Source organism: Sphingomonas quercus (genome assembly GCF_018863195.1).
Taxonomy (GTDB): domain Bacteria; phylum Pseudomonadota; class Alphaproteobacteria; order Sphingomonadales; family Sphingomonadaceae; genus Solisphingomonas; species Solisphingomonas quercus.
Genome location: NZ_JAHKRT010000001.1, coordinates 621,119 through 647,718, shown reverse-complemented (window position 1 = coordinate 647,718; position 26,600 = coordinate 621,119). Strand labels below are relative to the sequence as shown.

Sequence of the window (26,600 nt, the reverse complement as noted above, 5' to 3'; positions counted from 1 at the left end):
CCGGCTTCGATCCGGCCAACATGCACCCGTTCATGCCCTATGGCTTTGCCAGCCATGTCGAGGGCGGCGGCACCAAGGGGGTGATGGCGGCGGCCGCCATCGTGTTCTTCGCCTTTTACGGCTTCGATGCGGTGGCGACCTCGGCGGAGGAGGCGAAGCGGCCGGCGCGCGACCTCACCATCGGCATCATCGGCTCGATGGCGATCTGCACCCTGATCTACATCCTCGTCGCCGTCTCGGCGGTCGGCGCGATGCATTATACCCAGCTCGCCAACTCGCCCGAGCCGCTGGCGCTGGTGCTGCGCTCGCTCGGCCATCCGGTGGCCTCGCATCTCATCGCCCTGGCCGCGCTGATCGCGCTGCCCTCGGTGATCCTGGTGATGATGTACGGGCAGAGCCGCATCTTCTTCGTGATGAGCCGCGACGGCCTGCTGCCGCGCCGGCTCAGCCGGGTGTCCGAGCGCACCGGCACGCCGGTGCTGGTGACCGGACTGACCGGGCTGTTCGTCGCCGCCGTCGCCGGCTTCTTCCGCCTCGACGAGATCGCCGAGCTCGCCAATGCCGGCACGCTGCTCGCGTTCATCGCCGTCGGCGTGTGCGTGATGGTGCTGCGCCGGCATCGCCCGGACCTCGTCCGCGTGTTCCGCTGCCCGGCCCCCTATCTGGTCGGCACGCTCGCCGTGCTCGGCTGCCTCTACCTGATGTTCAGCCTGCCCGGCATGACCCTCGTCCGGTTCGCCGGCTGGAACGCCGCAGGCTTCCTCCTCTACCTCCTCTACGGACGCCGCCGCAGCCTCGCCGGCCGCACCACACCCGCCACCGCCAACAGCTGAACACCCACAACCCCAACCCTCCTCCACCCGCAGGAGGGCGCTCAGCGATCGCCCGTCGGGCTCGCCTGCCATTGCTCGCGCTCGCTGAACATGCGCGCCACCGCCTCCATATTGTCGCTCCCCCAGTTGCACAGCGGAACCAGCGCCTGGGCCAGGCTGCGGCCGAGCGGCGTAAGCGAATAGTCCACGCGCGGCGGAACCTCCTGATAATCCCTGCGGACCACAATGCCGTCCGCCTCGAGCTCCTTCAGCTGCTGGATCAGCATCTTGTCGCTGACGCCGCGCACGGCCCGCTTGAGGGCGCCGTAACGGCAGGGACCCTGGATCAGGAAATAGATGATCAGCGGCTTCCATTTGCCGGCGATCACGCGAAGCGTGGCGTCGAGGCCGCAGGTGAAGCCGGGAACGGCCTCCGCTACCGATGTTGTCATTTTTAGATACTTACCAAAAGGTGCATACTTGCCGATAGGTAGGCAGGCCATCAGCTCTGCGCCAGTACAAACTGGAGACAGAGCATGAGAAGACTGGACGGCAAGACGGCGGTGGTAACCGGCGGCGGTACTGGAATCGGCTTCGCCACCGCGAAGCGCTTCATCGAGGAAGGGGCGTTCGTCTACGTCACCGGGCGCCGGCAGGAGCCGCTCGACAAGGCGGTCGCCGCGCTCGGCGCCAACGCGCGCGCGGTGCAAGGATCGGTCTCCGACCTCGGCGACCTCGCCCGGCTGTTCGACACGGTGAAGGCCGAGCGCGGAACGCTCGACGTGCTGGTCGCCAACGCCGGCTTTGGCGAACTGGTGCCCCTGGGACAGATCACCGAGGAGCAATATAGCCGCGCCTTCGACGTCAATGTGAAGGGCGTGCTGTTCACCGTGCAGCTGGGCCTGCCGCTGATGCGCGAGGGCGGATCAATCATCCTCACCGGTTCGACGACCGGCGTGATGGGGACGCCGGCCTTCAGCGTCTACAGCGCGACGAAGGCCGCGGTGCGCAACTTCGCGCGGAGCTGGGCCCAAGACCTGCGCGGCACCGGTATCCGGGTGAATGTGCTCTCTCCCGGGCCGACCCTGACCGAGCTGGCGGAGGAAGCCGTCGGTCGCGACGCGATGATCGAGATGGGCTCCCGGACGCCCATCGGCCATGTCGCCGCACCTTCCGAGATCGCCGCGGTCGCCGCGTTCCTGGCTTCGTCGGACAGCAGCTTCATGACGGGCGGAGAGGTGTTCGCCGACGGCGGCCTGGCCCAGATCTGAAAGTCGCAGGGGCGTTGGCTGGCGATCGCGCTCCGCGCCGCCGCCCCCGCCTGGCCGAAAGACGCTGCCGCCGGTTTATTTGGGCAGTTCCCCCGGCCCGCACTGGCCGAGGCGAAAGGCGCCGATCTTCGTCGAATAGGCCGCGTCGCCCGTGCGGAGATAATCGCCGACATACCACATGGTGCAATCATCGTCGGGATCGACCGCAGTGGTGACGTAATCCTCCCAGCGCAGTGTGTCGGTCTGCGCCCCCTGGCCGTGCACGAGCACCGTTTCCGCGCCAAGTTGGCCGGGCGGATCGCCCGCCAGCCGGCCGGCGAAGCGCTGGCCGACATAGGTCTGGGCATCGCCGAAGGAATAACCGATGCCGATGTTCCCGAACCTGTCCATCGCCGCGCTCGGCAGCCAGCGATAGCTCGTATCGGGTGCGAAGCTGCCCTGCTGGTAGAGGACGGGATCGCGCGCGCCGTTGAGCCGGAACTCGTACCAGCGGGCCGCGCCGGCGTCGGCGCCGCTCGCCACCGAATGGGCGGCAACCAGCGATTCCTGGTTGCCGATCCGGCGATAGACGAAACGCTGCATGATCTTGTCGCCCTGGGAATCGAGCTTCATCTCCGTGCGCGGCTGGGGCACGCAGCGCGTCAGCTGGCCGCCGCAAAGATAGGCATAGGGCGCAACCGGCACCTTCGTCGGGCCGATCAGCGTCGTGCGCTCGGGCCGCTGCCAGTCGACATGATATTTCCAGAAGTAAAGCGCGTCGTCTTCGGTCTTCTTTCGAAGCTGCGAGCCGCCGGCCGCGACCACAATATTGGGCGCGCCCCGGGGCGGGAGCGACTGGCCGTCGACATCGGCATTGTTGAGGAAATTGACGTCGTTGACGATCAGGCAGATTTCCCGCGCCGGCAGCCCCGCCAACATCTTTTCGCGCTCGGCGACGCAGGCATGCCGCTCGATCACCGTATCGCCGGTGCTGGTCGGCACATAATAGCCGTCCGGCCAGACCGCCGGCCGCGGATAATCGGGAAAGAGGGGCCGCACGAACTCATAGCGATACCAGGATCCGAGCGGATCGGAGGTGGTGCTGACGGCATAGCAGATTGCGTAGGATCCATCGCCGCCTGCGCCTCGCTGGCGCGGCGGCACACGGCCATTTTCGGCGACGTCGAGGGGCTGGGCGGCGGGCTGAAACAAGGTGACGGCGGGCCCCGGCTGATCGGCGCGCGCGGGCATGCTGAGCGTCGGCGGATCGCCTGCCTTCGGCGTGGCGGGTTCCTGCGCGCGCCTCGGCAGCCGGGTGAAGATCGGCATCACCAGCAGCCAGCGATTGGCGAGCTGATCATAGCGGATCACGCCGTCGCCGTTGCTGAACTGCTCGCACGGGCCGCCGAAGCCGCGAAAGACATTGTTGGTGCCGACCGGCCCATAAAGCGGCCGTCCGGTTTCGCCGAATTGTGCGCCCTTCTTGGTGAAGATCGCCATGCGGGAGTTGACGATCTGGACGATGTGGTTGGGGCCGACCGCCAGCGAATTGTCGGACGGGCTGCGCCCGAAATTCTGGCCCTGCGGGCCCGAAAAGCCGCGCCCCAGGCCGTCGAAGCTCGCCACGAGCCGCGGTGCGGGGGAGGCACCGGGCGCGATCTGCTCGGCCGGCAGTGCGGCGCGCGGGCCGGGTGCTGCGGGCGGGGCGAACTGAGCCGATGATCCGCTCGCCAGGAACAGAGGTGAGGCGGCCGCGAGGACCAAGGCGCGGGCCGCAATGCAATGCAGACTCTTCATTACCTTCAATGCTCCGCTCATGATCCTGGATGGAGTTCCTGTTGCCCTGTTCCCGAATTCGCCCTGCGCCACGCCTGATACGTGTCGATCGCGTCGGATTGCATGAGGATTTCGGACAGGGGTCGATCGCAGGCGATGCGGGCCCCGCGAACGACCCACCTCTCCTTACCCCTCAGCGCAGGGCCGCCGGCAGCGGCCGAGCCATGAAGCGCTCCACCTCGTCGATTTCGACAGGGACGGAAGCCGACAGATTCTCATAGCCGGTCGCCGTGATCAGCAGCATGTCCTCCAGCCGCACCGCGACATGCTCGCCGGGAAGCCGCAGCATCGGCTCGATCGTGAACACCATGCCGGGCTCCAGGGTCGTATAATCGCCATATACGTCATGGACTTCGACGCCGACGGCATGGCCAAGCCAGCCGCCCTTCTTGCCGCGGAAGCTGTCGACGAAGGCCAGGACCGCGGTCTTGATCGCCGGATCGGTGAAGGCGTAGCCGGCGACGATGGCGTCCATCTTCGCGACCGCGCGTTCGGTGATCGCCGCGGGCGTCTCATGCACGCGGATCGAGGTCATCAGCGCCTGATAGAGACGCAGGTAGATGGTATAATATTCGCGCTGGTGAGCGGTGAATTTTCCATTGGCAGGGAAAATCCGCGTTACGTCCGACGTATAGCCTTTATAGTCGGGCGCGTAATCATATTGGACGAGATCACCCGCCTTCAACGTTGCGGTGTTATAGTGATAATGAGTGTACCAGCTATTCTGGCCCGTGGCGACCAGCGCGAAATAGGCCGCGCCATAGGCGCCGCCGCGCTTGAATTCATATTCGGATTCCGCCTGAAGTTGATATTCCGTCAGCCCGGGCCTGGCCGCGTGCATCGCGCGCAGGATGCCGCGGTCGGTGAGCCGGGTGGCTTCGCGCAGCAGGGCGATCTCGCGCGCGCTCTTGATCGCTCGCATCCGGTCGATCGCCGGGTCGAGGTCGCGTATCTCCGAGCGGGGCGCCGCCGCCATGATATGCAGGCGGAACGCCTCCTCGCGGCTCGGCCGGCCATCCCAGGGATCGTCATGGTTGAGCCGCGCGAGGGTGCGCGGGTCCGCGGATGAGGCGCTGCCCAGGACTTCAGGGCGGAACGGCGTGTAGATGGTTCGCCCGTCGCGCGCGAACGTCGCCAACAGCTTCGCAAATTCCGGGCGCGGCAGCACGCGGGTGACGCCAAGCTTCTCGGCGGCGCCGGGTTCGGGATAGAGCGCGCCCGGACCATATTTGGAGAGGACGTCGCTGTCCTTGCGCTCCAGCAGGAAAAAGCTGGTCTCGCGGCTGCGGCCATCGAAGACGGCAATCGCCCGCGGCTCGGCGACACCGGTCAGGTAGAAGAACTGGTTCGCCTGCCGGAAAGGCTGCTCGCCGGGCCGTTCGGTGGTCCCCTCGATGATGGCGACGCCGTCGCCGATCGCCTTGAAGAGCTGTTCGCGACGCCCGGCATATTCCTCCGGCGGAAACACGTCGCGAAACACCGGCTGGGCTTGAACGGCGGTGGACATGCCGATCGGCGGAGCGAGCGCCAGCGCCACGGCGACGGCGAGGGCGCGCCCGGTCTTCGCGGTGGGGGAAGCAAACATTCGGCCGCTATCCTCTGGCAGTTACTCGATCGTGGTCGACATCGCGTGGGGTCGGCCACGATCGAGCATGATCCTTCCTCAGAAGTCCTTCTGCACGCGCAGCGCGAAGAAGCGGCCGCGTGCATTGAAAGTGTTGAAGTCGTAGCCGACGTCGACCAGCATCGGAGGCATCTTGTTGAAGATATTGTCGATGCCGAAGCTGATCTTCGCTTTCATAACATCGATGTTGTAGGTGACCATCCAGTCGTTCTGGACATAGGAATTGGCGCGCTCCCGCAGGTTCGATGCGGTGTTGGTGACCGGCCCGACATAGCGCAGGGCGGTGGTCAGGGAGAGCGGGCCGCGATCCCAGGTGATCCGACCGGTGGCGCGGACTTTGGCGAGCGTGCCGTTACTGCTGCTGTAGGTGCCGGCATATTCGACGGCCGGCGTATCCGGCGCCGGAGACGTCTTGAAGCTGTCGAGATAAGTCATGTCGCCACGGAAGGTGAACCGACCGATCGGCGCTGTCGCCGTGGCATATTGGAACCCAACGTCAATGCCCTGAAGCCGGAGGCTCGCCAGATTCTGGCGGACATTGTAGATGCTCGTCACGAGGCCGGTGGCGGGATCGCGCTTGATGATGTCGGCGTAGCTGCCATCCGTTGCATTCTGCCGCAGGACATAGTTGCGATCGGCCGTCGTGATCACGTTCGTCTTCCTGATCTTGTAGAAGTCGACGGTCAACGACAGGCGCGGGATGAAGCTCGGCGTGATCACCGTGCCGAGGGTGAGGTTCTTCGCCTTCTCCGGCTTCAGATCGGGATTGCCGCCGGTGATGATGAAGGTCCCGGTCTTGCCCTGCGCGTCGAGCATGGTCGGGCCGCACTTCGCATAGGAGGCGAAATCCACCTGGGCGCACGGGTCGATGATCGACGAATAGCCGGTCGACTGGGGAGCATAGGCTTCCTGGAAGGTCGGCGCGCGGAAACCCGTGCCCCAAGAGCCGCGCAGCAGCACGTCACGCACTGGCCGCCATTTCACGCCGATCTTCGGATTGGTCGTCGTGCCGAACTGGTTGTAGTGCGAGAAGCGGCCGGCCAGTTCGAGGTCGAGGCGATTGAAGAACGGCACGTCCTTCAGGATCGGCACGGCAAGCTCGGCATAAGCCTCGGACACCTTGCGCGTCGGCGGATAGGTGCTCGGCGAGTAGGAGCGCGACAGGAACGGGCTGCTGTTCGTCGCCGGATCGAGCGTCGAGGAGATCGGATCGCGCGTGGCATCGTAGGATTCGGTGCGATATTCCCCGCCCACGGCGATCTGCACGTCGCCCGCCGGCAGCGCGAAGAGCGTGCCGCTGATATTGGCGGTCGCCGACTGTAGCGACGAATTGACGTCGGTCCAGGAATCGGCGGAGAGCGGATCGATCATCGCCTGGGTGATCGTGCCGGGCCCGCCGAGCAGGTTGATCGGCACGCAGCCGGGCGTCGCGCGGCATAGATCGGAATCGCCGGCCGCTTCCTGCAACCTCGGATAGAGGATGCCCCGGCCGCCGTTCGTGAACTGGTCGAGCTTCTGATAATTGTACGAGACGTCCCACTTCCAGCTGCTGTCGCCGATCGTGCCTTCGAGGCCGCCGACGATGCGGTAGGTCTTGGCGGACACGTCGGACAGCCGGCGGCCGCTCAGCGGCTGCTCGATGATCGTGCGCGACACATCGAGATCGACCCCGAACGGGTTATAATCATTGTTGGCGCTGACCGTGATCGGCTGGCCGAAGACCGCTCCGAAGTAGTCGGGCGCAAGGAAGCCCAACGACTTGCGCCGGACAAAGGAGCCCTCGACGAATGCCTTCACATTCGATGACAGCTCATAGTCACCGTTCACGAGGACATTGATCTGGTTGATGCTCGAGGCGACGCTCTCATATTTATAATAGTTTATGCCGTCGTTGGGGATGGACGGGTCGGTCCCGCTCGGGAAACTGGCGGGCCGGAAATCGGCGACGCTGGTCGCCTGGGTGATGCCGTCGCGCAGGATCATCTGCGTGTCGCCGGTGCCGGGCAGACCCTCGACAACGGGATAGGGCGGCAGCGGATCGCGCTGCTGGTGGCCGCCGAAGGGCCGCCAATCCGGATCGCGAGTGATCGGCCGGTCGGCGAAGACATTGCCGCCGGACTTGCGCCAGGAGACGTTGACGAGGAAGCCGCCCCGGGTGAAGCGCTTGCCGTAGGTGGCGCTCGCTTCATAAAGAGGCAGGTCGCCATAGGTTGAGAAGCCGAGGCCACCCTTGACGATCAGGCCCTCGAAATCCTTGCGCATGATCAGGTTGACGACACCCGCAATGGCATCCGAACCGTAGATCGCCGACGCGCCATCCTGCAGCACCTCGACGCGCTCGACCGCCTCGAACGGGATCGAGTTGAGGTCGACGGTGCCGGCGTCGCTGAACGGAAGAACGCGGCGGCCATTGATGAGCACCAGCGTATTGACCGCCGAGAGCCCGCGCAGCGCGACCGTCGCGGTGCCGTTGTTGCCGCGGCCGGAGGATTCGCTGGCAGAAGAGGTGGCCACCGGCATCTCGCGGAGAAGCTCGCCGACGCTGCTGGATCCGGTCTGTTCGATCGCCTCGCGGCCGAGCACGGTCACCGGCGCCGAACCCGTCAGATCGGGCGAGGCGAGGCGCGAGCCGGTGATGACGATCGCTTGCTCGGTCGGGGCCTCTTGGGCGAAGGCCGGAAAGGCGGCGAGCGCGGGCAGGGCCGTGGCGACGAGAAGGGCTGGCTTGAGGCTTTTCATGATGATCCCCCTTTGGGATGAAGGTCCCACCCCGATTCCCAAAGGATCGTATACCATCTACGTATTTGGACAACCCCGACACCGCGTAAGGACTCCGCCTGTGGCATTCTTGTGACAGGATATGGAGAGGCGGGAGAGGTTCGGACCTTTGCCGTTGAGGGGATGGGACGGGCCGCGTTGACAATGGAAGGTCTAGCCGGATAACGTATACCATTAGGCGAGGGGTGTTCAGGAGAATTCCGTGGGGGGCATGCGCGTTTTTGGGCTGACGGCGGCGGTCGCGCTGGTGATGGCTCCGGCCGTTGCGCAGCAGCCGCAAGTGCCAAGCCCGCTCCGGCTCGACCAGATTTATGGCCCTGCCGCGGTGTCGCTGGATCGCCCCAAGGTCAGCAAGTGGCTCGGCACGGGCGATGCCTATACCACGCTGGAACCCTCGCCGGGGGTCGCTGACGGCATCGATATCGTGCGCTATGACACTGCAACCGGCCGGCGGAGCGTGCTGCTGGACGCCTTGGCCCTGAGGCCGGGCGGCGCCGCCAAGCCGCTGGCGATCAGCGACTACGCATGGTCGCCGGACGGACGCGAGCTGTTGCTGCGCGTCGCAGCACCGGATGCGCGCCCGAAATATAATCAGATTGGCACCTATTGGCTGTTCGACCTCGGCAGCAGGACGCTGCGCCAGCTCGGCGAGGGGCTTCCCGTCGACAGCCAGCTCTTCGCCGAATTCTCGCCCGATGGGGCGCACGTCGCCTATGTCTCCGGCAACAACCTTTATGTCGAGGCGGTGGCGGGCGGCACCCCGGTCAAGCTCACCAGCGACGGCAATGAACTCATTCGCAATGGTCGGGCCGACTGGGTCTATGAGGAGGAACTCGGCCTCAGCAAAGCCTTCCAATGGAGCCCGGATTCGCGGCGCATCGCCTATTGGCGGTTCGATACGAGCGGGATTGGCACCTTCTACTTCATGCGTAACACGGACGGGCAATATTCCAGGCCGGTGCCGCTCCAATATCCCAAGCCCGGCACCACCAATTCCGCAGTGACCGTCGGCGTCATGGCGATCGACGCGCCTGGCCGCACCACCTGGTTGTCGCTGGACGGCGATCCGCGGCAGAATTACGTGCCGCGCATGCTGTGGACGGCTGACGGCAAGCTGATGATCCAGCAGCTCAACCGGCTGCAGAACACCAACAAGGTTCTGCTCGGAGACCCGGCCACTGGCAGGACCAGCGCGTTCTTCGTCGATAGCGACAAGGCGTGGGTCAACATCAATTCCGACGTCGAGTTCACTAAGGCCGGCAAGTTCACCTGGTTGAGCGAGCGGGACGGCTGGCGCCACCTCTACCTGATCGGCCGGGACGGCTCTCTGGATCTGCGCACGCCCGGTGCCTTCGACGTGGTGAGCGTCGAGCATATCGACGACAAGTTCGCTTACTTCATCGCCTCGCCCGACAATGTGACGCAGCGTTATCTCTTTCGGGCGCCGCTCACCGGCGCGGCGCGCATCGAGCGGCTGACGCCCGCCGATCAGGCGGGCACGCATCGTTACGACATCGCGCCCGGCGGCAAATGGGCGTTCCATAGCTTTTCGACGGCGGAGACGCCGCCGGTGATCGACGTGGTGAGCCTGCCCGCCAGCAAGATCGCCCGGGTGATGACCGACAACAAGGCGATGCGCGACCTGCTCGCCGCGACCCCGCGCCAGTCGACCGAATTCTTCAAGGTCAACATCGGCGAGGTGACGCTGGACGCGTCGATGATCAAGCCGGCCGATTTCGATCCATCGAAAAAATATCCGATGCTCGTCTATGTCTACTCGGAGCCGGCCGGGCAGACCGTCGCCGACAATTGGGGCGGTGACCGCTATCTGTGGCACCGGATGCTTGCGCAGCAGGGCTATCTGGTGGCGAGCGTCGATTCCCGTGGCGCGGCGTCGCCGCGCGGCCGCGACTGGCGCAAGAGCATCTATCGCCAGATCGGCCTGCTCGCCTCCGCCGATCAAGCCGCAGCGGTGAGGAAGATGATCGAAACCCGCCCCTATATCGACCCGGCGCGGATCGGCGTCTGGGGTTGGAGCGGCGGCGGGGCGATGACGCTCAACGCCATGTTCCGCTACCCCGACCTCTACAAGACCGGCATCGCGGTGGCGGGGCCGGCCAACCAGCTCCTCTACGATTCAATCTATCAGGAGCGCTATATGGGCCTGCCGAGCGACAACGTCGCCGGCTATCGCGACGGCTCGCCGATCAACTTCGCGCAGAACCTCACGGGCAACCTGTTGCTGGTTCATGGCACTGGCGACGACAATGTTCACTATCAGAATACCGAGCAGGTCGTGGATCGGCTGATCGGGCTCAACAAGCAATTCTCGCTGATGATCTACCCCAATCGCACGCATGGCATCAGCGAGGGCGGCCCCAACACCCGGCTGCACCTGTTCACCCTGATGACCAATTATCTGCACGCGAATTTGCCGGCCGGCCCGCGATGAGCGGCCGGACCTGGATCGTCAGGAGGAAGTTTCCATGACGGTGGGCCTACGCCGGATGATTGCGATCGTTCTCGCCCTTGCCGGCGGATCGTCTCCCTCGATCGCGGCGCAGACCGCGCCGGCCGCCGCGCAAGGGGCGAGCCAGGCGCCGCGGTCGCCGCGCATTCCGTCCCGCGCGGACTTCCTCAGCGGTGAATATGGCCGTTATCGCGCCAACAACGATCTGCTGTCCTACCAGCTCAGCGTCCGTGTCGATCCCGACCGGAAGAAGATCTCCGGCACGAACAAGATCCGCTTCAAGATGCTTCAGGACGATACGCGTATCCAGTTGAATCTGAGCGCGGACCTCAACGTCAATGGCATCCGGCTCGGCTCGACGCCGCTGAAGTACGAGCGCGATCTTGACACTGTCTATGTGGATTTTCCGAAACGCCTGCTTGCGGGCACCGAATATAGTATTGATTTCGATTATTCGGGAAGCCCCCGCGAAACGGGCCGGTTCGGCGGTCTGGCCTTTCGCAAGGACCCGAAGGGGCGGCAATGGATCAACACCGCCGGCGACTCGCTTCTCTGGTGGCCGAACAAGGACCAGTGGCGCGACGAGGTTGAGTGGATGGACATCAGCGTCGCCATCCCGAATGGCCTCGTTGACGTTTCCAACGGGAAATTCGTCGGCAAGACCAGGCTTCCGGGCGGCTATACGCGTTGGGATTGGCACGTCCACTACCCTATCAACAACTATGATGTGTCGCTGAACATCGGTTCCTATATTCATTTCGAGGATCGTCTGGGCGATCTGCCGATCGACTTTTATGTGCTGCCCGAGAGCATCGAGGGGGCCAGGCGGCAGTTCGCGCAAGCCAGGCCGATGATCGAGATTTTCCAGAAATATTTCGGCGAATACCCGTTCGTCCGCGACGGGTACAAGCTGATCGAGGCCCCCTATTCCGGCATGGAGCACCAGAGCGCGGTAACTTACGGCAATCATTTCGCGAACGGCTATCTCGAGCGCGACTGGACGGGGGTGGGCATCAGCCCGCTATTCGATTTCATCATCATCCATGAGAGCGGTCATGAATGGTTCGGCAACGCCGTCTCCGCTGCCGACATATCCGATATGTGGATTCAGGAGGGATGGGACACATATCTCGAAGAGCTTTATGTCGAGGCCCGGTGGGGGCGCGATGCCGCAAGCAGATACATAAACGGCTATAAGCCCAAGGTTCGCAATGAGGAGCCGATCGTCACGCAGCGCGGCGTCCATAGCACGCCATCGCAGGACCAGTATTTCAAGTCCGCGCTCTTTCTGCATACCCTCCGCAACGTCATCGATGACGACACGCGCTGGTTCGCCATGCTGCGTGCGATGTTCCAGCGTTTCAAATACAGGAACATCATGACGGAAGACATGGTGGAGTTCATCAACGCACAATTGGGGCGCGACCTGACGCCGATCTTCAACCAGTATCTGCGGCGCGCCGCGCTTCCGACGCTGGAACTCGCGTTCAACGCCAGCGATGGCACGCTTGCCTATCGCTGGGACGCGGACGAAAGGGATTTCGCGATGCCGATCAGGGTCACCGCCGCCGGCCAGCCGCTCCTGCTCGAGCCGACCACGGCGTGGAAGATCATGCCGATGAAGGCATCCAGGGATGCCGTCGAGGTTGCGACGGACGTCTATTACATCAACGTCAAGAAATATGAGAGCCGCTGACGCCAGCTCATGGCCTGCAGCTCGTCTTTGTCTCGTCGGGAGAAGAATGTCGTGACTGTCGATCTTCGCGTGGCGGGCGCGCTCCTCCTCAGTCTCGGAAGCGTGGCGTCTCCTGCGATAGCGGCGCAACCTTCGGCGGGTGTTGCGCAGGTCGGTGGCTATGCCGATCTGGTTCGCCTGTTTCAGGAATGGCGTTCCTTCGCGCGACCCGAATGGCGTGGCGGAGTGCCAGATTACACCGCTGCCGGCATGGTGAAGAAGGCGGCGGCGCTGCCGCAATGGCAGGCCCGGCTCGCCGCGATCAATCCCCGCGCCTGGCCGATCGCGCAGCAAAATGACTATGCGCTGGTCAGGGCCGAGATGAACGGCATGGACTTCGACCATCGCGTGCTCCGCCCATGGGCGCGCGATCCGGCCTTCTACGTCACGATCTGGCCGCGGCGCACCGACGTCCCCTCGCGCGAGGCGCCTGTCGCGGATCCGGAGACCTTGCTTTACGATTACAAATACCCGCTGTCCGCGGCAGACCAGCAGAAATTGCTCCGCGAGATCGGCGCCATTCCCGGCTTCCTTACGCAGGGCAGGGTGAACCTCAACGGCGCCAATGCGCGCGAACTCTGGGTTTATAGCGCGCAGGAACTCGCCGGCCAGCTCAGGGCCCTGCAGCAGCTCCAGGCAGGCACCCTGACCGTCGCCACGCTGGAGGGCAGCTGGACGGCCAATCTTGACGGCGCCAGCCCCGCGCTCAGGCAGGCCGTGGCACAAGCGATCACGGCGACGAGCGAGTTCATCGCCTGGGTCAACGCCCAGGCGCCCAGCAAGACGGGCCCATCCGGCGTCGGCAAGGAAAATTACAACTGGTACGCGAGGAACGTCCAGCTCGTCCCTTATGACTGGGACCAGCAGGTCGCCCTTCTGCAACGCGAACTGGATCGCGCCATCGCATCGTTGCGGCTGGAGGAGCATCGTAACCGCGCCCTGCCGCAGCTCCAGCCGATCAATGAACCGGGTGCATTCGACAAGATGGCACAAGAGCGGCTCGACAAGTTCGTCACGTTCCTGGTCAAGGCCGAGATTATTCCGGACAAGCCCTATCTGAGGGCCGCGCTTGTCCCGCAGATCAGTCGATTTACGCCCGAGGACAAGCGAACCTTCTTCGATCATGTGATCGCGCGTGAACCGATGCTGCTCTACAGTCATGATTATCACTGGATCGACCTGGCACGGATGCGCGACGAGCCGCATCCCAGCCCGATCCGTCGCATGGCGTCGCTGTACAATGTCTGGGATGTGCGCGCCGAGGGCTTCGCCACCGGCTTTGAAGAGCTGTTGATGCACGCCGGCCTCTACGACGACAATCCGCGTGCCCGCGAGTTGGTGTGGATCATGCTGGCCAATCGCGCCGCGCGCGGGCTGGCTTCGCTCCACGTCCAGGCGAATGAGTTATCGCTACAGCAGGCTGGTCATTTCCATGCCGAATGGACGCCGCGGGGCTGGTCCAATCCAACCGACAAGCTGACCGCCTTCGAACAGCTCCTGTATCTCCGCCAGCCCGGTTATGGCGCGAGTTACATCCTGGGCAAGATCGGCTTCGATCAGCTGATGGCGAACGAATCGCATGCGCTCGACAGGCAGAAAAAGCCGTTCGATCTGCGTACGCTCATGGATGCCTGGAACAATGCCGGCATGATCCCGCCCGAGTTGATTGAAAAGGAACTCGTGCCGGGGCAATGAGGTCGGAGACGGCTCCCGTTGTTTCTGCGATCAACCCCTTATTATCCGTGGATGATTATGCAAAAGCGCAAGAAAATCACCTCCCTTCTCGCGGCCGCTGCTGCGGTGATGGCGGTTGTCGCGGCCGTTCCGGCCCGGGTTCAGGAGCCGGCGGGCGCGCCGACGCCCGGTCGGCCGACCGAACGGGATGTCCTGGTCACCGGCGGCTGGATATTCACCTCCACCGCGGACAAGCGGATCAGGAATCCGGGCATCCTGGTGCGCGCCGGCAAGTTGCTGCGGGTGGGCGGCGACCTGTCGATCGCCAGCCCCGACGCGGAGCAGGTCACGCTTGCCGCGAACGAGACGGTGTTGCCGGGCTTTTTTGATCTCCACGCCCATTATTCGACGATGATCACGCCACGTGCCGCGCGCGTCGATGAGATGAAGGCCTATCCCGAGCTGTTCATCGCCAACGGCGTGACCTCCACCTTTCCGGCCGGCGAGAGCGATCCGATGGGGATGCGCGACCTGCGCATCAGCATTGACAATGGCGCCCGTGTCGGCCCGCGCATCATGAATTCCGGCCCTTATTTCGGCACCGCCCGGCGCGGCTGGAATTCGGCTACGAGCGTGGCCGACGTCAAGGCCCAGGTCGACAAATGGGCAGCGCTGGGCATCAAGGGCATCAAGACCAAGGGCATCAATCCGACGATGCTGCGCGCCGTGATCGAGGAGGCGCACCTGCATGGCCTGACCGTGACCGGCCACCTGGATTCGGGCGCGCGCACCTCGGTGAACCCGCGCGACGCGATCCTGATGGGGATCGACCGGATCGAGCATTTCACTGGCGGCGATGCCTTCTCCCCAGATCGTTCGGCCTATGCTTCCTATGAGCATATGACGTTCGATACGCCCGAGTTCCGGAAGATCGTCCAGCTCTATCGCACCCATCATACCAATTACGACGCGACCGTCAGCGCCTATGGCTATTGGGGGCTAAAGGATCCGAAAGTGTATGATTACTTCACCGACGAGAAGCGCTTCCTGACGCCCTATGCCCGCCACCTCGTCGACACCACCAAGCGCCCGGTCAACCAGCAGTTCGAGAATATCTACTGGACCAAGCAGAAGGAAATTAAGGCCTTCTATGACGCCGGCATGGGCGATCTGATCACGTTGGGCACCGATCACCCGAGCTGGGGAGAATATTTCACCCCATTCGGCGCCAGTCGCGAAATGCTGGTGATGACGCTGGCCGGGATACCGAATGCGGCGGTCCTCAAGATCGCGACGATCAACTCCGCCCGCGCCATGGGGGTTGGCGATCAGCTGGGCACGATCGAGCCGGGCAAACTGGCCGACCTCGTCATCGTTCGCGGCGATCCGCTGACCGACATCAAGGCCGTGCGCCTGCCGCGCCTCGTCATCAAGGCGGGCCGCGTCTATCATCCCGAGGCGCTGATGAAATCGGTGGAAGGGCTCATCGGCCCGACCGGCCCGGACGACAAGAAGTGGTTCATGCCGCCCCAGCCCGGGCCCGACGAGTTCCCCCAGCAGTAATCTGTCAGGCGCCTATCCCAGCTGGTCCTGAGCGGTCAGCCAGGGGCGAAGCACGGCGAGCGTCGCGGCCGGCTGGTCGCTGAAGGTGCCGTGCCCCGCCCCCGGAATCTCGGCGAACGCCGCGCCCGAGGGCGGCACGCGGCGCGCAAAGCCGCGTACGGTTTCCGGCCGCGCTTCGTCATACTGGCCGCACAGGAACAGGGTGCGCCGCCCGTCGAGCCGCGCGAGCAGCGGTTCGCCGTCATAATCCTTGAGCGTGCCGGTGGAGACGAATTCCGTCTTGCCCCACATGGTTTCGTAGAGCTTCTTGCCGAGCGACGGACCGGTGCCCTGCAAATGCTGCCTGTTGCGATAGGCGATCGCACCGTCGGTCGGAACCTCGCGCCGGTTGTACAGGCTGTAGAATGCGCGCGTCGCCTCGTCGCAGACCTCGGCCACCGGGGGATTGGCCGCTTCGCAGGCCGTGAGCGTCTCGCGCGGCCCGGCCGGCATCTGTCCGCGAAGGACAGCCGCGTCGGCGAGCCAGCTGCGCGTCGAGATCAGCGCGCTGCTCGGCACGAGGCCGGCCAGCGCGGTGGGCCGGCGGGCGCCATATTCGAGGGCGATCGTGCCGCCCCAGCTGTGGCCGAGCACGTGCCAGCGTCTGACGCCGAGGCCCGCGCGCACCGCCTCCAGCTCGTCGACGAAGCGCGGTACCACCCAGTTGGCGGGATCGCCCGGCTTGTCTGACCAGCCGGAATCGAGCTGGTCGTAAAGGATGATCGCGCGCTCGTCGGCGAGGGCGAGCGCGTCGAGGAAGGCGGCGTGGCTCCCCCCGGGGCCGCCATGGATCATCACCAGCGGCGGCCGCGATCCCCTGAGATCGCCGTTGATGCGGACATAGACCCGTCCACCCGGCACCGGCAGCACCATCTCCCGATCGGGTGCCGGATAGCTCGCGGGGCCACGCGCCAGGGCTGTTGTCGCCGATGCCAGCGTCGTCGCGCCGGCAAGGGCGAGGAAGTCACGGCGGGAAATGCTGTCGATCATCGTTTCGCTCCTGCAACTCCACTTCTGATCAACGGGCGGAGGATCGCTCCAGCGTCATGTCGGCCAGAAGGTTGACGTTTGGATCGAGCACGACGTCCACAGGCGCGCGGTCCGCGGGAATGCTGAATTGCTGGGTCTTCCCGGTCATCTCGATCTTCTCGATCCTGAGCGCACCACGCGGCGCGGCGGCGATGCCGATTTCGATCGGCAGGCGATATGCCTCGCCGTCCTGCGACTGCGCGGCGCTGAGACGGATCGCCCTGGCGCCGGCATCATAACGCCACGTCATTCTGAGCTTCGGCGAATCCACGCGGGTCAGCCACTGGTTGAAGAACCAGCCGAGGTCCTGTCCGGAAGCCTCCTCCATTGCACGCCGGAGATCGGGTGTCGTGACATGGCCGCCATGATAGCGGCCATAATAGGCCTTGATCGCCTTGAAGAAGACCGGGGTCGTCACCTGCTGGCGCAGCATGTGAAGCATCCAGCCGCCCTTGGCATATTGCACCCGGGTGAGATGCGGCCCGGAAGCCTCGTCGGCAGTGGTGATCACGGGAATGCGTTCGCGTCGCTCCGCGGCGAGGGCGCCGGTGCGCTCGCTCCTGAGCGAAGCGGTGAAGGCATCACGGCCTTCGAAATTCTCGGCATAGAGATCCGCGAAATAGGTGGCGAAGCCCTCGCTCAGCCACACGTCGCCCCAGCTGTTTTCGGTGACGGAATCGCCGAACCATTGATGGGCGATCTCATGGGCGAGAAGGCCGGCACCGGCGAGGCCGACGCCGTTGCCGCGCGAGCGGATCGGCTGACCGCCGTCGCGGGTGCCGGCGTCGCCATAGAAGATGACGCTGGCATGCTCGGTGCTCGACCCATCGAACGGCGCCATTACCTGGCCGAGTTTTTCATAGGGGTAGGGGCCGACAAGATCGCCGAAAAAGTCGATCGTGCGGCGCGCGACGAGAAAGCCATTGTCGACATCGACCTTCGTGCCGAGCGGCGCCCAGATCTGGAGCGGAACGCCGCGATGCGTGCCACCGTCGAACATCTGGAAGCGGGCGATCGCCACGGCGTTGAGCCACGGCGTGATCGGCACGCCCTGCCGCCAGTGGGTGACCTTGCGCCCGTCGCCGAGGGCGATCTCGCTGTCGAGCAAGCCGTTGGCGACGACGGAATAAGCTTCGGGCGCGGTGACGACGAACTCGCTCGTCACCTTCGACGAGACATGGTCGACGGTCGGCGCCCAGTCGCGCATATGGGTCGGCCAGTTCCAGCTGAAGATGCCGCGATCCCCGCCGCGCGTGGTCCCGAAGCGCAGGCCGTCGCCCGCCTGGCCGGCATAGCGCACGATCAGGTCGCGGGCCTCCCCGGCGCGGGACGGGTGGTCCAGCAGGATGGTCAGCCGGTTGTCCTGATGGACGAAGCGGAGATCGGAGCCGCCCCGGTCGCTCACCTTGGCGACGGTCATGCCGGTGCCGTCGGGTGCGCGACTGCTCAGGTCGAGGACGACGCGATCGGTGCCGGCCGTCGAAAAGCGCACCGAGACGATTGTCTCGCCCTTGATCTCGTGGCTGGCGATGCCATCGGCGTCGCCGACCTCGAGGTTGAAGACATAATGCTCGACGGCGACGCCGGGTTGGCGCCGATAGGTCTCCGTCGCGGCCGGGGTAGCGACCAGCACCGCGCTGGCGGCGAGCAATGCGAACATCGTGATCTTCATGGCGAGTCCCTCAGCGCGGGGTCAGGGTCATGTCGGCGAGCAATCTCGTTTCGGGATCGAGCACCAGTTCCGCCGGCCGGGTGGGAGCGGCGATGGTGAATTCCTGCGCCTTCCTGTCCATCGTCACTGTCGACGTCCTGAGCGCGCCGCCCACCGCGTCGGCGAGGCCGAGTTCGATCGGCAGGCGATAGGGGTCCCCGGGCTGCGTCTGTGTCGCCGTGACGCGCACCGCCCTGGCACGGGCATCATAGCGCCAGGTGACCGCGAGCCTCGGGGAATCGACCCGCGTCAGCCACTGGTCGAAGAACCAGCCGAGCTGTTGCCCGGACACCTCCTCCATGGTCGCGCGAAGGTCCTCGGTGGTGGCATGGCCGCCCTTGTGGCGATCATAATAGAGGCGGATCGCCTTGAAGAAGGCCGGGCTCGTCATTTGCTGGCGCAGCATGTGCAGCACCCAGCCGCCCTTGCGATACTGAACCTGGGTGAGGTGCGGACCGGCGGCCTCGTCGTCCGCCCCGATCACCGGGATGCGCTCGCGCCGCTCGGCGGAGAGCGCCCCGTCGCGCTCCGATCTGAGCGACGCGACGAATGCGTCGCGCCCGTCAAAATGCTCGGTGTAGAGGTCGGAGAAATAGGTGGCGAAACCCTCGCTCAGCCACACGTCGCCCCATGTCGCCTCGGTCACCGAATCGCCGAACCATTGGTGGGCGATCTCGTGCGAAAGCAGGCCGTCGTGCGACATCGCCGGCAGATCCGCGCGTTGGGCGCGCGCCGGACGCGGTGGAAGCGGCGGGCCCCCGTCGCGGGCGCCGCCGTCTCCGTAAAAGATCACGCTGGCATGCTCCATGCCGCCGCCACCGAACGGCGCGACGACTTGCCCGAGCTTCTCGAACGGATAGGGTCCGACAAGCTCGCCGAACAGATTGATCGCCCGGCGCGCGACCAGAAAACCGTTGGCGACATTGACCCTGGTGCCGGCGGGCGCCCAGATCTGGAGGGGGACGCCCTGCGCCGCGCCGCCATGATAGACCTGCATGCGCGCAACACCGAGCGCATTGAGCCATGGCGAGATCGGCACACCCTGCCGCCAATGGGTGACCTTGCGGCCGTCGCCGAGCGAAACCTCGCTGACGCGCAGGCCGTTCGCGACGACGGAATAAGGCTCGGGCGCGGTGACGATGAACTCGCTGGTGGCCTTTGACGAGATATGGTCGACGATGGGCGCCCAGTCGCGCATCAGGGTCGGCCAGTTCCAGGTGAAGGCGCCGCGCTGCCCGCTGCGGCTGGTGCCGAAGCGCAATCCATCGGTGGGCTGGCCGGCGTATCGGATGTGGAAGACGCGAACGTCCCCGGGGGTGGAGGGCCGGGCAAGCCGGATGGCAAGGCGGTCGTTGGTCTGCTCGAAACGGAGCGCGCCGCCGCCTTCCTCGCTCACTGCGGCGACGGTCATGCCGGTGCCGTCGGCCTTTGGGGACTGGAGATCGAAGGAGATCCGGGTGATGCCTCCCGCCGTAAAGCGCACGGTGGTCACGGTCTCGCCCTTGATCGCCCGGCTATTGTCGGCGAACTCGACGTTGAAGACATAGTGATCGACGGCGACGCCGGGTTGGCGCTCGTAGCGATCGGCCATTGCCGGAGCCATCGCGATCGTGCCGAGCAGGGCTGCGGAAACTGTCGATAATGGCCTCATAAATCCTTCCTGATGCGGGTGGTGGAGATGCCGCTGGATATGCCCGCCCGGGCGCGCGGCCCGGGCGGGTGAGGAAGAGTGACTTAGTAGTTGACCTTGACCCCCAGGAAGAACTGGCGACCGATAATGTCACCATAGCCGGCGCTATAGGGGAACGACGGCGCCTTGTCGGTGAAGTTGTTGATGCCGGCGCGGATCTCGAACTTGTCGAGCCCGTAGGCCGCCGAGATGTTGTGCCGGGTATTGCCCTTCACCGGGAGAACCGGCGCATTTTCGACCGTATCGGTAAAGTTGATCGGCTCGGCCGGCATGTAATAGGCGGAGTAGTTCAGGCGAAGCCGGCCGATGGAGTAGGTCGCCTGCGGGCGCAGCACCCAGGACGGGAGCGCCGTCGTACCGGCGGAATGCGTCACGTCGAGACCGGTGACCGACTGGTCGCGCATCCGATTGTGGGTCGCCTGTAGCGAGAGCGCCAGGTTGCCCAGATCCCGGCCGCCGAACAGCGTGCCGACATTGAAGCGATAGCTCAGCACGAAGATGTCGCCGCGATAGCGGTAATAGCCGGCGTTGAACGTCGTCGCCTTGGCCGTGGCGATCGTCCCGTCCGGACGGAAAGTGAAGGTGCTGCAAATATCCGCGGGCATGCCCGGGGTATCGAAACAGGTCGCCGTGAAGTTGGCGGCCGTGAAGTTGGACAGCGCATCCGTCAGGTTCAGGCGGATGCGGTCGGCGGTGAAGGTCAGGCCGGGAACAAAGGTCGGCTGGAATACGAGGCCGAAGGTCAGCGTCTTCGACACCTCGTTCCTCAGATCCGGATTGCCGCCCGTCGTGACCAGAGTGCGGAAGAAGTTCTGGCCGATGTCGAAGAAGTTCGAGAGCCGTGCCGCCGGGTTGGAGTCGATCGCCGGGTTGCCGGTCGCGCCGTAGGTCGGATTGGCCGTGAACAGCGCGAGGCAGTTGGCCGCGCGCACCGCCGGGTTGGAGCCGGACTGGATGGTCGCGTTGGAGCAGGGGTTGCCCGAGCCGGCGACGTTGGTGGTCTGCGGCTGGGCCAGCTGGCTCAGGTTGGGCGCGCGGAAGTTGCGGCTGAGCGAGGAGCGCAGCGTCAGGCCGCGGAACACATCCCAGCGCAGGCCGGCGCTCCACACATTCTCCTTGCCGACCAGCGAATCGTCGACGAAGCGGAACGAACCCGTGGCCTCCAGGGCGCGCACCAGCGGCAGCGTGAAATCGCCGCCGACGATCGGGACCAGCACTTCGCCGTTGATCTCGTTGGTATGGAACCCGCCGCTCATCGGCGCGAGCTTGGTGCCCGACCCGATCAGTCCGAGGCGATCGGCCTCCTCCGGCGTCGTTTTCGTGCTCTCGATGCGGTGTTCATAGGTAACGTTGAACTTCGCCTTGCCCGCCGGCAACTGAACCAGGTCGCCGCCGAAGCTCGCCAGATAATCGGTCAGGTCGTTGACATAGTTGGCGGTCTGGCCGTTCTGCGCGAAGCCACTGCGGATGTTGATATAGTCGCGCGCCTGGTCCGAAATGTTGGTTCGGCCGAACAGGTTGACCGGGACGCAATTCGCGTCGGTGACGGTCGTCTGGTTGATGCGGCAGACGATATTGCCGGCGGCGTTGCGCACCGCGTCGAAGGAGTTGCGCAGGCGCGACTGCCACAGCCCCCAGCCCTGGATGCGGCCGGAGACGTGGCCGCGGCTGACGGAGACGGACCAGTCGAAATCGCGTTGACCGGCGGAGAAGTCGCCATCGACCGCGAGCAGGCCGCGATAGGTGGTGGTGGTCAGCGTCTGGCTGGTGTCCTTGAAGAGATTATCCGCGAACTTCGCGAGATAAAGTGGCGAACCGCCCGGCACGAAATTGATCCCGCGTGCGGCGGCGGCGGTCGTCAGCTGCGCCAGAACATCGGGCATCTGCTGCAGATAGGCATTGTCGGCATAGAGCAGGAAGGACTGGGTGCCGCCCGCGGTCGTGCCGGTGTTGTCGAACTGCGGCACGCGCATCAGCGCCAGCGGGTCCTTCGACTTGGTGCGCGAATATAGGAGCTCGGTGGACACCTGGATATTGTCGGTCAGCTCATAGCTGCCCAGCCCGAACGCGTTGAATCGCTTGATGCCGGCGAACAGGGTCGATTTGGAATTGTACGGGACGCCGCCGCCGTTGATCGACAGGTTCGACCAGATATTCTCGCCGGGGTTGAAAGTCGTCAGCCCGTTGCCGGCGGTGTTGAACTCCACCGGCCTGCCGCTCACGTTGAGCAGGCCCGCCGGCGTGGTGCCGGTGGTCGCCCAGATCGCCCCATTGTAAGTTGACGACCAGGTGTTCGAATTGAGGATGTAATAGCGGTTCGGAATCCCGTCATTCGGCCCGGTATCGGCGGGATTGGTGGCGAGGAAGGGCACCAGCCGCGATGCTTCGCGGTCGGGGAATTTCAGCACCCCCGATTGGGAATATTCGAGGTTGATCGCGAAATTGCCGCGATCCTCGGCGAAATTCTGGCCGAATGTGCCGCGCAGACTGTAGACCGGATAGTCCCCGCGCGAGGTGATGCTCGCCTGGCCGTCAAGCTCCAGGCCCTGGAAATTGCGCTTCAGCACATAGTTGACTGCGCCGGCCATCGCGCCCGAGCCATAGACCGCCGCGCCACCAGCCTGCATCACGTCGACGCGCTCGATCAGACCGGTTGGAATGATGTTCGCGTCGACGGCCGCATCAGCCGTCCCCACCGCGGTGGTCGGCAGCCGGCGGCCGTTCATCAGGCTCAGCGTGCGGCCTGCACCCATGTTGAACAGCTGCGGGGCGGTCTGCACGCCGCTCGCCGGGTTGCCGATGCCGGTGTTGCGCGGGAAGGAGGGCGTGATCGACGGCAGCTCGTTCAGCGCCTGGCCGATCTGGGTGAAGCCGCGATCGGTGACCGCGGCTGCGTTGACCACCGTGACCGGGGCGGGCGTGGTCGTGTCGGTGGTGCGGATGCGCGAACCGGTGACGACGATTTCCTGGGGCCTTGGTTCTTCCGCTGCGGCAGGCACGACATCCTGCGCAAAGGCGGCGGTGGAGGCGCCAATAACGGACATCAGTGCCGAACTGCCGAGGATGGCAGCGCGATAAATACCCCTGCGTGACGAATTCACGGTGCAATCTCCCTGTTGATATCCCCGGTCGCTACTGATGCAGGCGCATCCCCTCCTATCGAACAGCCAATACCGACGGACGTGGCCTGATAGGATGCGCCGTAGCGACGAAGTTTTTTAGAAATTCGGATGTACAGTTTTACGCAACGAAACTTGAAACACGGCGCCGGAGCTTACTGGTGAGCTTTGTTTTCGTAGTAAGAAATGGCCTGATCAATCGAGGCCTTGTATTCGGACTTTTGCTGTTCGGTGAACCAGGCATTCCGCTGTTCGACCCGCGCCCAGAGCGCGCGCACCGCGTCGGCCAGGAAAAGCGCGTCGGCGGTGTTGATGACGGGCTTGCCGGCGACATAGACCGGGCTGGTCTGCGCGAAGACGTCGGCGTCCCCGAGGTAGCGGCTCTTGGGGCCGGAGGCCCGCGCGGCGATCCAGCTGCCCGCCGGCGCGTTGATCGGCGCCGAGAAGCTCCATTGCGGCCCCTTGCCGCCCGGCTTCCAGCTCTTCACGACCTTGCCGTTGACGACGAGGTCGACGGTATCGACCGCGGCGATCGACGACAGGTTGATCGTGGCGGTGCGCTTGCCGTTGGCGATCTCGTCGCCCGGACCCGCGCCGCCGACGTTGAGGAACAGGAGCGGGCCGTTGGTTCCGAAGGTCCGCCCTTGCCTGATGGCGGCGATCCAGTTCTCGAAAGTCAGCGGCTGGCCGTCGCGCAACTGGGCATAGGCGCGCGCGGTGCCGCCCGAAGGATCAAACCAGACATCGGAGAAATTGTCCGTCCCGCCTGTCGCTGGCAGCCTGATGCCGCTGTTGAGAATGCGATAGTACATCTCCGTCGTCGGGCCTTCGAGGGACGCGATCGAGGTGACGTCATAGGAATCGAGCAGCCCCAGCGCCGCCAGCACCGGTCCGATGCTGACCCCGTCCGACGGCTTGGTCACGGCGACATTATAGGGATGGACGAAATCGGCGATGCCGCCCTGCGCGCGCGCCTGCCTGATCGTGTCGATCGCCAGCGTGTCCGGCGCATAGGGAGTGTTCCGCGAGCCGTCGACGAGCGGCATCACGAATTTCTTCACGCCCACCAGCGCAACGTGGCCGAATCCGCCGCGAAATTCCTCCGAATAGCGCAGCAATGTCCTGTCATTCGAAAGCGAGCTGGGCGTGCCGGTAAGATCATCCCAGCGGCCCATGATCTTGGAGCCATCCATGTGGATCAGCGCGTTCGCCACCCGCACGTCGTCCGCCTGGAGCTGCGCGAAAAACTTCTCGTGGGTCAGCCCGTACCGGCCCTCGTGAAGATCGTGGATGTGCATGTCGCCGCCATACCAGCCACTCTTCGCCGGGTCGGCGACGCGGGACAGGTGCAGCTCGACTGTCGTGACGCCGCCCTCGGCGACATGGACGGATTGGTCTGCCGGAGCATATTCGAAGCCATGCAGGGCCTCGACCGAAACGTCGCCGGCCGGCACCTGGATTTCGAACGTTCCGTCCGAATGTTCATAATGCACGCCGGTGTTCGGCACCTTGCGATGAAAACTGTCGTTTTCGACATAGCTGCGACCGTCGCTGGCATTTACGACGAGACGCGCCGGGGTCACCGCGCCATGTTCATCGAGGATGCGCCCCTTGATGGTGCCCATCGCATAGGGACGAACCAGCTTCGTGATCGGGACGGGCCGCCAGCTGGCGATTGCGCCGCCGGTTGCATCCATCAGCATCAGCTCGGTATTGCCGTCGCGATTGGAGACGAAGGCGATCTGCTTGCCGTCGGGGCTGAGCTGGGGATCGAACTCATTCCAGTTTTCATGGGTGAGCCGGAATTTATCGCCGCCTGCCACCGGCACGGCGGCGATATCGAAGGAGCCGGCCGCGTCCGACACGAAGGTCAGCACCTTGCCGTCCGCCGACCAGCTCGGCTTGAGGCGATAGCTCGATTCCTCGTGGTGGACGAGACGAGCAGGTCCGCTGCCGTCCAGCGGCATGACCCACAGGCTGCCCGAACCGTTAAACCCTCGCTCCGGCGCGACAAACGCCAGCCATTTGCCGTCGGGTGAGGGCGCCGGCTGATATTGGGAGCCCGGGCCCACCGCCACGTCCGTTACCATTCTGGTGGCGAGGTCGATGCGGACAATGTCGAGACCGGCGGTGCCTTTACGGCGCGTTACATAGAAAATCGACTTGCCGTCGACGCTCCACGCCGGGGCGAAATCCTGTTCCGGTCCGGTGGTCAGGCGCTGCACGGCGCCGCCTTGTGCCGGCATGATGCCTATATCGTAATTGCCTTCATTATCTTCCATGGTAACGGCGATCATGCTGCCGTCGGGGGCATAGCTCGGTTCGGAATAGTAGAATGGCCCCTTGGTCAGCGCGGTTGCCGTTCCCCCGGTTACAGGAATCGTCCAGATGTCGCCCTGTGCAGCGTAACTGAGCGTCTTCCCATCCGGGCTCCATGCCGGATCGAGGGGGCCGGTGGACACCGCCGGATAGAGATGGAAGTCGAGCCGGGTCTGCGCGTGAGCGGCGCCGCCCAGCGCCATTCCGGCCACCGCGGACGCCATCAATACCAGAGGGTATAGCTTCCCAAAGCTCATTCACACTGCCCCTTATGCCCTAGTCGTAGACATTATACGATTATCGGGCACTGTAAACGGGGAACCACGTGAGGGGCGGTCGCTGGCCGGCGCGGGGACGGATGACCACGGGCTTCCGAAGCGGATGGTCGGCGTGGCGCCCTTCGGCGGGCCATCGGGAAGGCGCGGTGCGGAGCTGCACGGCCCCGGGAAGAAATGGGGCGCCCGGCGGTCTGCCGGACGCCCCGATCCGCCTCAGCGGCAGATGCGGACGCGGTGATCGTAGCGCCATTCCGTCCAGCAGCGCGGGCGGCTGTCATAGCGGCCGTAGCCGTAGCTATAGCGATTGCCGCGATAATGGTGGCGGCGATCGTCGCGGCGGCGATCATGACGGTTCCAGCCGCGATCGTCGCCACGATCATAATGACGCCCGTCGTTCCAGCCATAGGACTGCGCATTGGCCGCGGCGCCGAGCGGGACGACGGCGGTGGCCAGTCCGAGCGCGGCGGCCAGCATGGGAATGATCTTCATGGTGCATCCTCCAGTCTCATCTGCAATGGAGGCACATTAGACCGGTGATTCGGGCCTGACGCTGAATGCGCCTGTAAGGCTAGCGACAGGTTGGCGACTGGCTTTGGTCGATAACGAAGCCGTAACGACTTTACTGTCCGTGTCGTTCGCGCAACAGTTCCACGCGAAGTTTCCGATGGCAAAA

16 protein-coding genes are annotated in these 26,600 nt (G+C 64.8%); 6 read left to right on the top strand and 10 right to left on the bottom strand.

The annotated features are described in order from the left end of the window. Positions 1-833: APC family permease (locus KOF26_RS03115; protein WP_216319792.1), on the top strand; the 833-nt coding region annotated here is incomplete at its 5' end. A gap of 41 nt (positions 834-874) precedes the next feature. Here the strand turns inward: KOF26_RS03115 and KOF26_RS03110 are convergent. Beyond that, entirely contained in the window at positions 875-1,264 is a 390-nt protein-coding gene (locus KOF26_RS03110; protein WP_216319789.1) for a winged helix-turn-helix transcriptional regulator, read from the bottom strand. Positions 1,265-1,348: 84 nt separating this feature from the next. On the opposite strand from KOF26_RS03110, the gene KOF26_RS03105 reads away from it, so the two are divergent. Further along, positions 1,349-2,083 (top strand): SDR family NAD(P)-dependent oxidoreductase, encoded by a 735-nt coding sequence (locus KOF26_RS03105; protein WP_216319779.1) that lies wholly within the window; start codon positions 1,349-1,351, stop codon positions 2,081-2,083. A 75-nt stretch (positions 2,084-2,158) separates the two neighbouring features. Here KOF26_RS03105 and KOF26_RS03100 read toward each other — a convergent pair whose 3' ends face one another. The 3 genes from KOF26_RS03100 to KOF26_RS03090 form a co-directional block, all read right to left on the bottom strand. Continuing rightward, positions 2,159-3,826, bottom strand: coding sequence for a hypothetical protein (locus KOF26_RS03100; protein ID WP_216319777.1), 1,668 nt, complete (start codon positions 3,824-3,826; stop codon positions 2,159-2,161). 205 nt (positions 3,827-4,031) lie between these two features. Then, the gene (locus KOF26_RS03095) at positions 4,032-5,483 is read right to left on the bottom strand and encodes an aminopeptidase P N-terminal domain-containing protein (protein WP_216319775.1); all 1,452 of its coding nucleotides are present in this window, start codon (positions 5,481-5,483) and stop codon (positions 4,032-4,034) included. A gap of 78 nt (positions 5,484-5,561) precedes the next feature. Then, positions 5,562-8,261, bottom strand: coding sequence for a TonB-dependent receptor (locus KOF26_RS03090; protein ID WP_216319772.1), 2,700 nt, complete (start codon positions 8,259-8,261; stop codon positions 5,562-5,564). A gap of 250 nt (positions 8,262-8,511) precedes the next feature. Here KOF26_RS03090 and KOF26_RS03085 point away from each other — a divergent pair, with 250 nt between their 5' ends. From KOF26_RS03085 to KOF26_RS03070, 4 genes are all read left to right on the top strand, one after another. Then, a complete protein-coding gene (locus KOF26_RS03085; RefSeq protein ID WP_216319770.1) occupies positions 8,512-10,752 on the top strand; it encodes a S9 family peptidase in 2,241 nt (746 codons plus the stop codon). Between the two features lie 55 nt (positions 10,753-10,807). Beyond that, on the top strand, positions 10,808-12,466 hold the full coding sequence (locus tag KOF26_RS03080) for a M1 family metallopeptidase (RefSeq protein ID WP_216319767.1): 1,659 nt from the start codon (positions 10,808-10,810) through the stop codon (positions 12,464-12,466). A gap of 51 nt (positions 12,467-12,517) precedes the next feature. Next, positions 12,518-14,200, top strand: coding sequence for a DUF885 domain-containing protein (locus tag KOF26_RS03075; RefSeq protein WP_216319762.1), 1,683 nt, complete (start codon positions 12,518-12,520; stop codon positions 14,198-14,200). Between the two features lie 108 nt (positions 14,201-14,308). Further along, a complete protein-coding gene (locus KOF26_RS03070; RefSeq protein WP_216319759.1) occupies positions 14,309-15,742 on the top strand; it encodes an amidohydrolase family protein in 1,434 nt (477 codons plus the stop codon). Between the two features lie 12 nt (positions 15,743-15,754). On the opposite strand, the gene KOF26_RS03065 is transcribed toward KOF26_RS03070, so the two are convergent. The 6 genes from KOF26_RS03065 to KOF26_RS03040 all read right to left on the bottom strand — a co-directional run bounded on the left by KOF26_RS03065 (position 15,755) and on the right by KOF26_RS03040 (position 26,416). Then, positions 15,755-16,771, bottom strand: a complete 1,017-nt coding sequence (locus KOF26_RS03065; RefSeq protein WP_216319756.1) for a proline iminopeptidase-family hydrolase — start codon at positions 16,769-16,771, stop codon at positions 15,755-15,757. Between the two features lie 28 nt (positions 16,772-16,799). Then, the gene (locus tag KOF26_RS03060; RefSeq protein WP_216319752.1) at positions 16,800-18,482 is read right to left on the bottom strand and encodes a M1 family metallopeptidase; all 1,683 of its coding nucleotides are present in this window, start codon (positions 18,480-18,482) and stop codon (positions 16,800-16,802) included. A 10-nt stretch (positions 18,483-18,492) separates the two neighbouring features. Further along, positions 18,493-20,172, bottom strand: coding sequence for a M1 family metallopeptidase (locus KOF26_RS03055; RefSeq protein ID WP_216319749.1), 1,680 nt, complete (start codon positions 20,170-20,172; stop codon positions 18,493-18,495). Positions 20,173-20,255: 83 nt separating this feature from the next. Further along, entirely contained in the window at positions 20,256-23,255 is a 3,000-nt protein-coding gene (locus KOF26_RS03050) for a TonB-dependent receptor domain-containing protein (protein ID WP_216319746.1), read from the bottom strand. A 230-nt stretch (positions 23,256-23,485) separates the two neighbouring features. Beyond that, the gene (locus KOF26_RS03045) at positions 23,486-25,873 is read right to left on the bottom strand and encodes a CehA/McbA family metallohydrolase (RefSeq protein WP_216319743.1); all 2,388 of its coding nucleotides are present in this window, start codon (positions 25,871-25,873) and stop codon (positions 23,486-23,488) included. 267 nt (positions 25,874-26,140) lie between these two features. Next, complete coding sequence (locus KOF26_RS03040) at positions 26,141-26,416, bottom strand: hypothetical protein (protein ID WP_216319727.1); 276 nt, start codon at positions 26,414-26,416, stop codon at positions 26,141-26,143. Positions 26,417-26,600: the final 184 nt, after the last annotated feature.

Bases quoted from the DNA above. Each gene is read 5' to 3' on its own strand.
- KOF26_RS03090 (WP_216319772.1), bottom strand. From the start codon at position 8,261: ATGAAAAGCCTCAAGCCAGCCCTTCTCGTCGCCACGGCCCTGCCCGCG.
- KOF26_RS03095 (WP_216319775.1), bottom strand. From the start codon at position 5,483: ATGTTTGCTTCCCCCACCGCGAAGACCGGGCGCGCCCTCGCCGTCGCC.
- KOF26_RS03080 (WP_216319767.1), top strand. From the start codon at position 10,808: ATGATTGCGATCGTTCTCGCCCTTGCCGGCGGATCGTCTCCCTCGATC.
- KOF26_RS03060 (WP_216319752.1), bottom strand. From the start codon at position 18,482: ATGAAGATCACGATGTTCGCATTGCTCGCCGCCAGCGCGGTGCTGGTC.
- KOF26_RS03065 (WP_216319756.1), bottom strand. From the start codon at position 16,771: ATGATCGACAGCATTTCCCGCCGTGACTTCCTCGCCCTTGCCGGCGCG.
- KOF26_RS03055 (WP_216319749.1), bottom strand. From the start codon at position 20,172: ATGAGGCCATTATCGACAGTTTCCGCAGCCCTGCTCGGCACGATCGCG.
- KOF26_RS03045 (WP_216319743.1), bottom strand. From the start codon at position 25,873: ATGGCGTCCGCGGTGGCCGGAATGGCGCTGGGCGGCGCCGCTCACGCG.
- KOF26_RS03110 (WP_216319789.1), bottom strand. From the start codon at position 1,264: ATGACAACATCGGTAGCGGAGGCCGTTCCCGGCTTCACCTGCGGCCTC.
- KOF26_RS03085 (WP_216319770.1), top strand. From the start codon at position 8,512: ATGCGCGTTTTTGGGCTGACGGCGGCGGTCGCGCTGGTGATGGCTCCG.
- KOF26_RS03040 (WP_216319727.1), bottom strand. From the start codon at position 26,416: ATGAAGATCATTCCCATGCTGGCCGCCGCGCTCGGACTGGCCACCGCC.
- KOF26_RS03070 (WP_216319759.1), top strand. From the start codon at position 14,309: ATGGCGGTTGTCGCGGCCGTTCCGGCCCGGGTTCAGGAGCCGGCGGGC.
- KOF26_RS03050 (WP_216319746.1), bottom strand. From the start codon at position 23,255: ATGTCCGTTATTGGCGCCTCCACCGCCGCCTTTGCGCAGGATGTCGTG.
- KOF26_RS03105 (WP_216319779.1), top strand. From the start codon at position 1,349: ATGAGAAGACTGGACGGCAAGACGGCGGTGGTAACCGGCGGCGGTACT.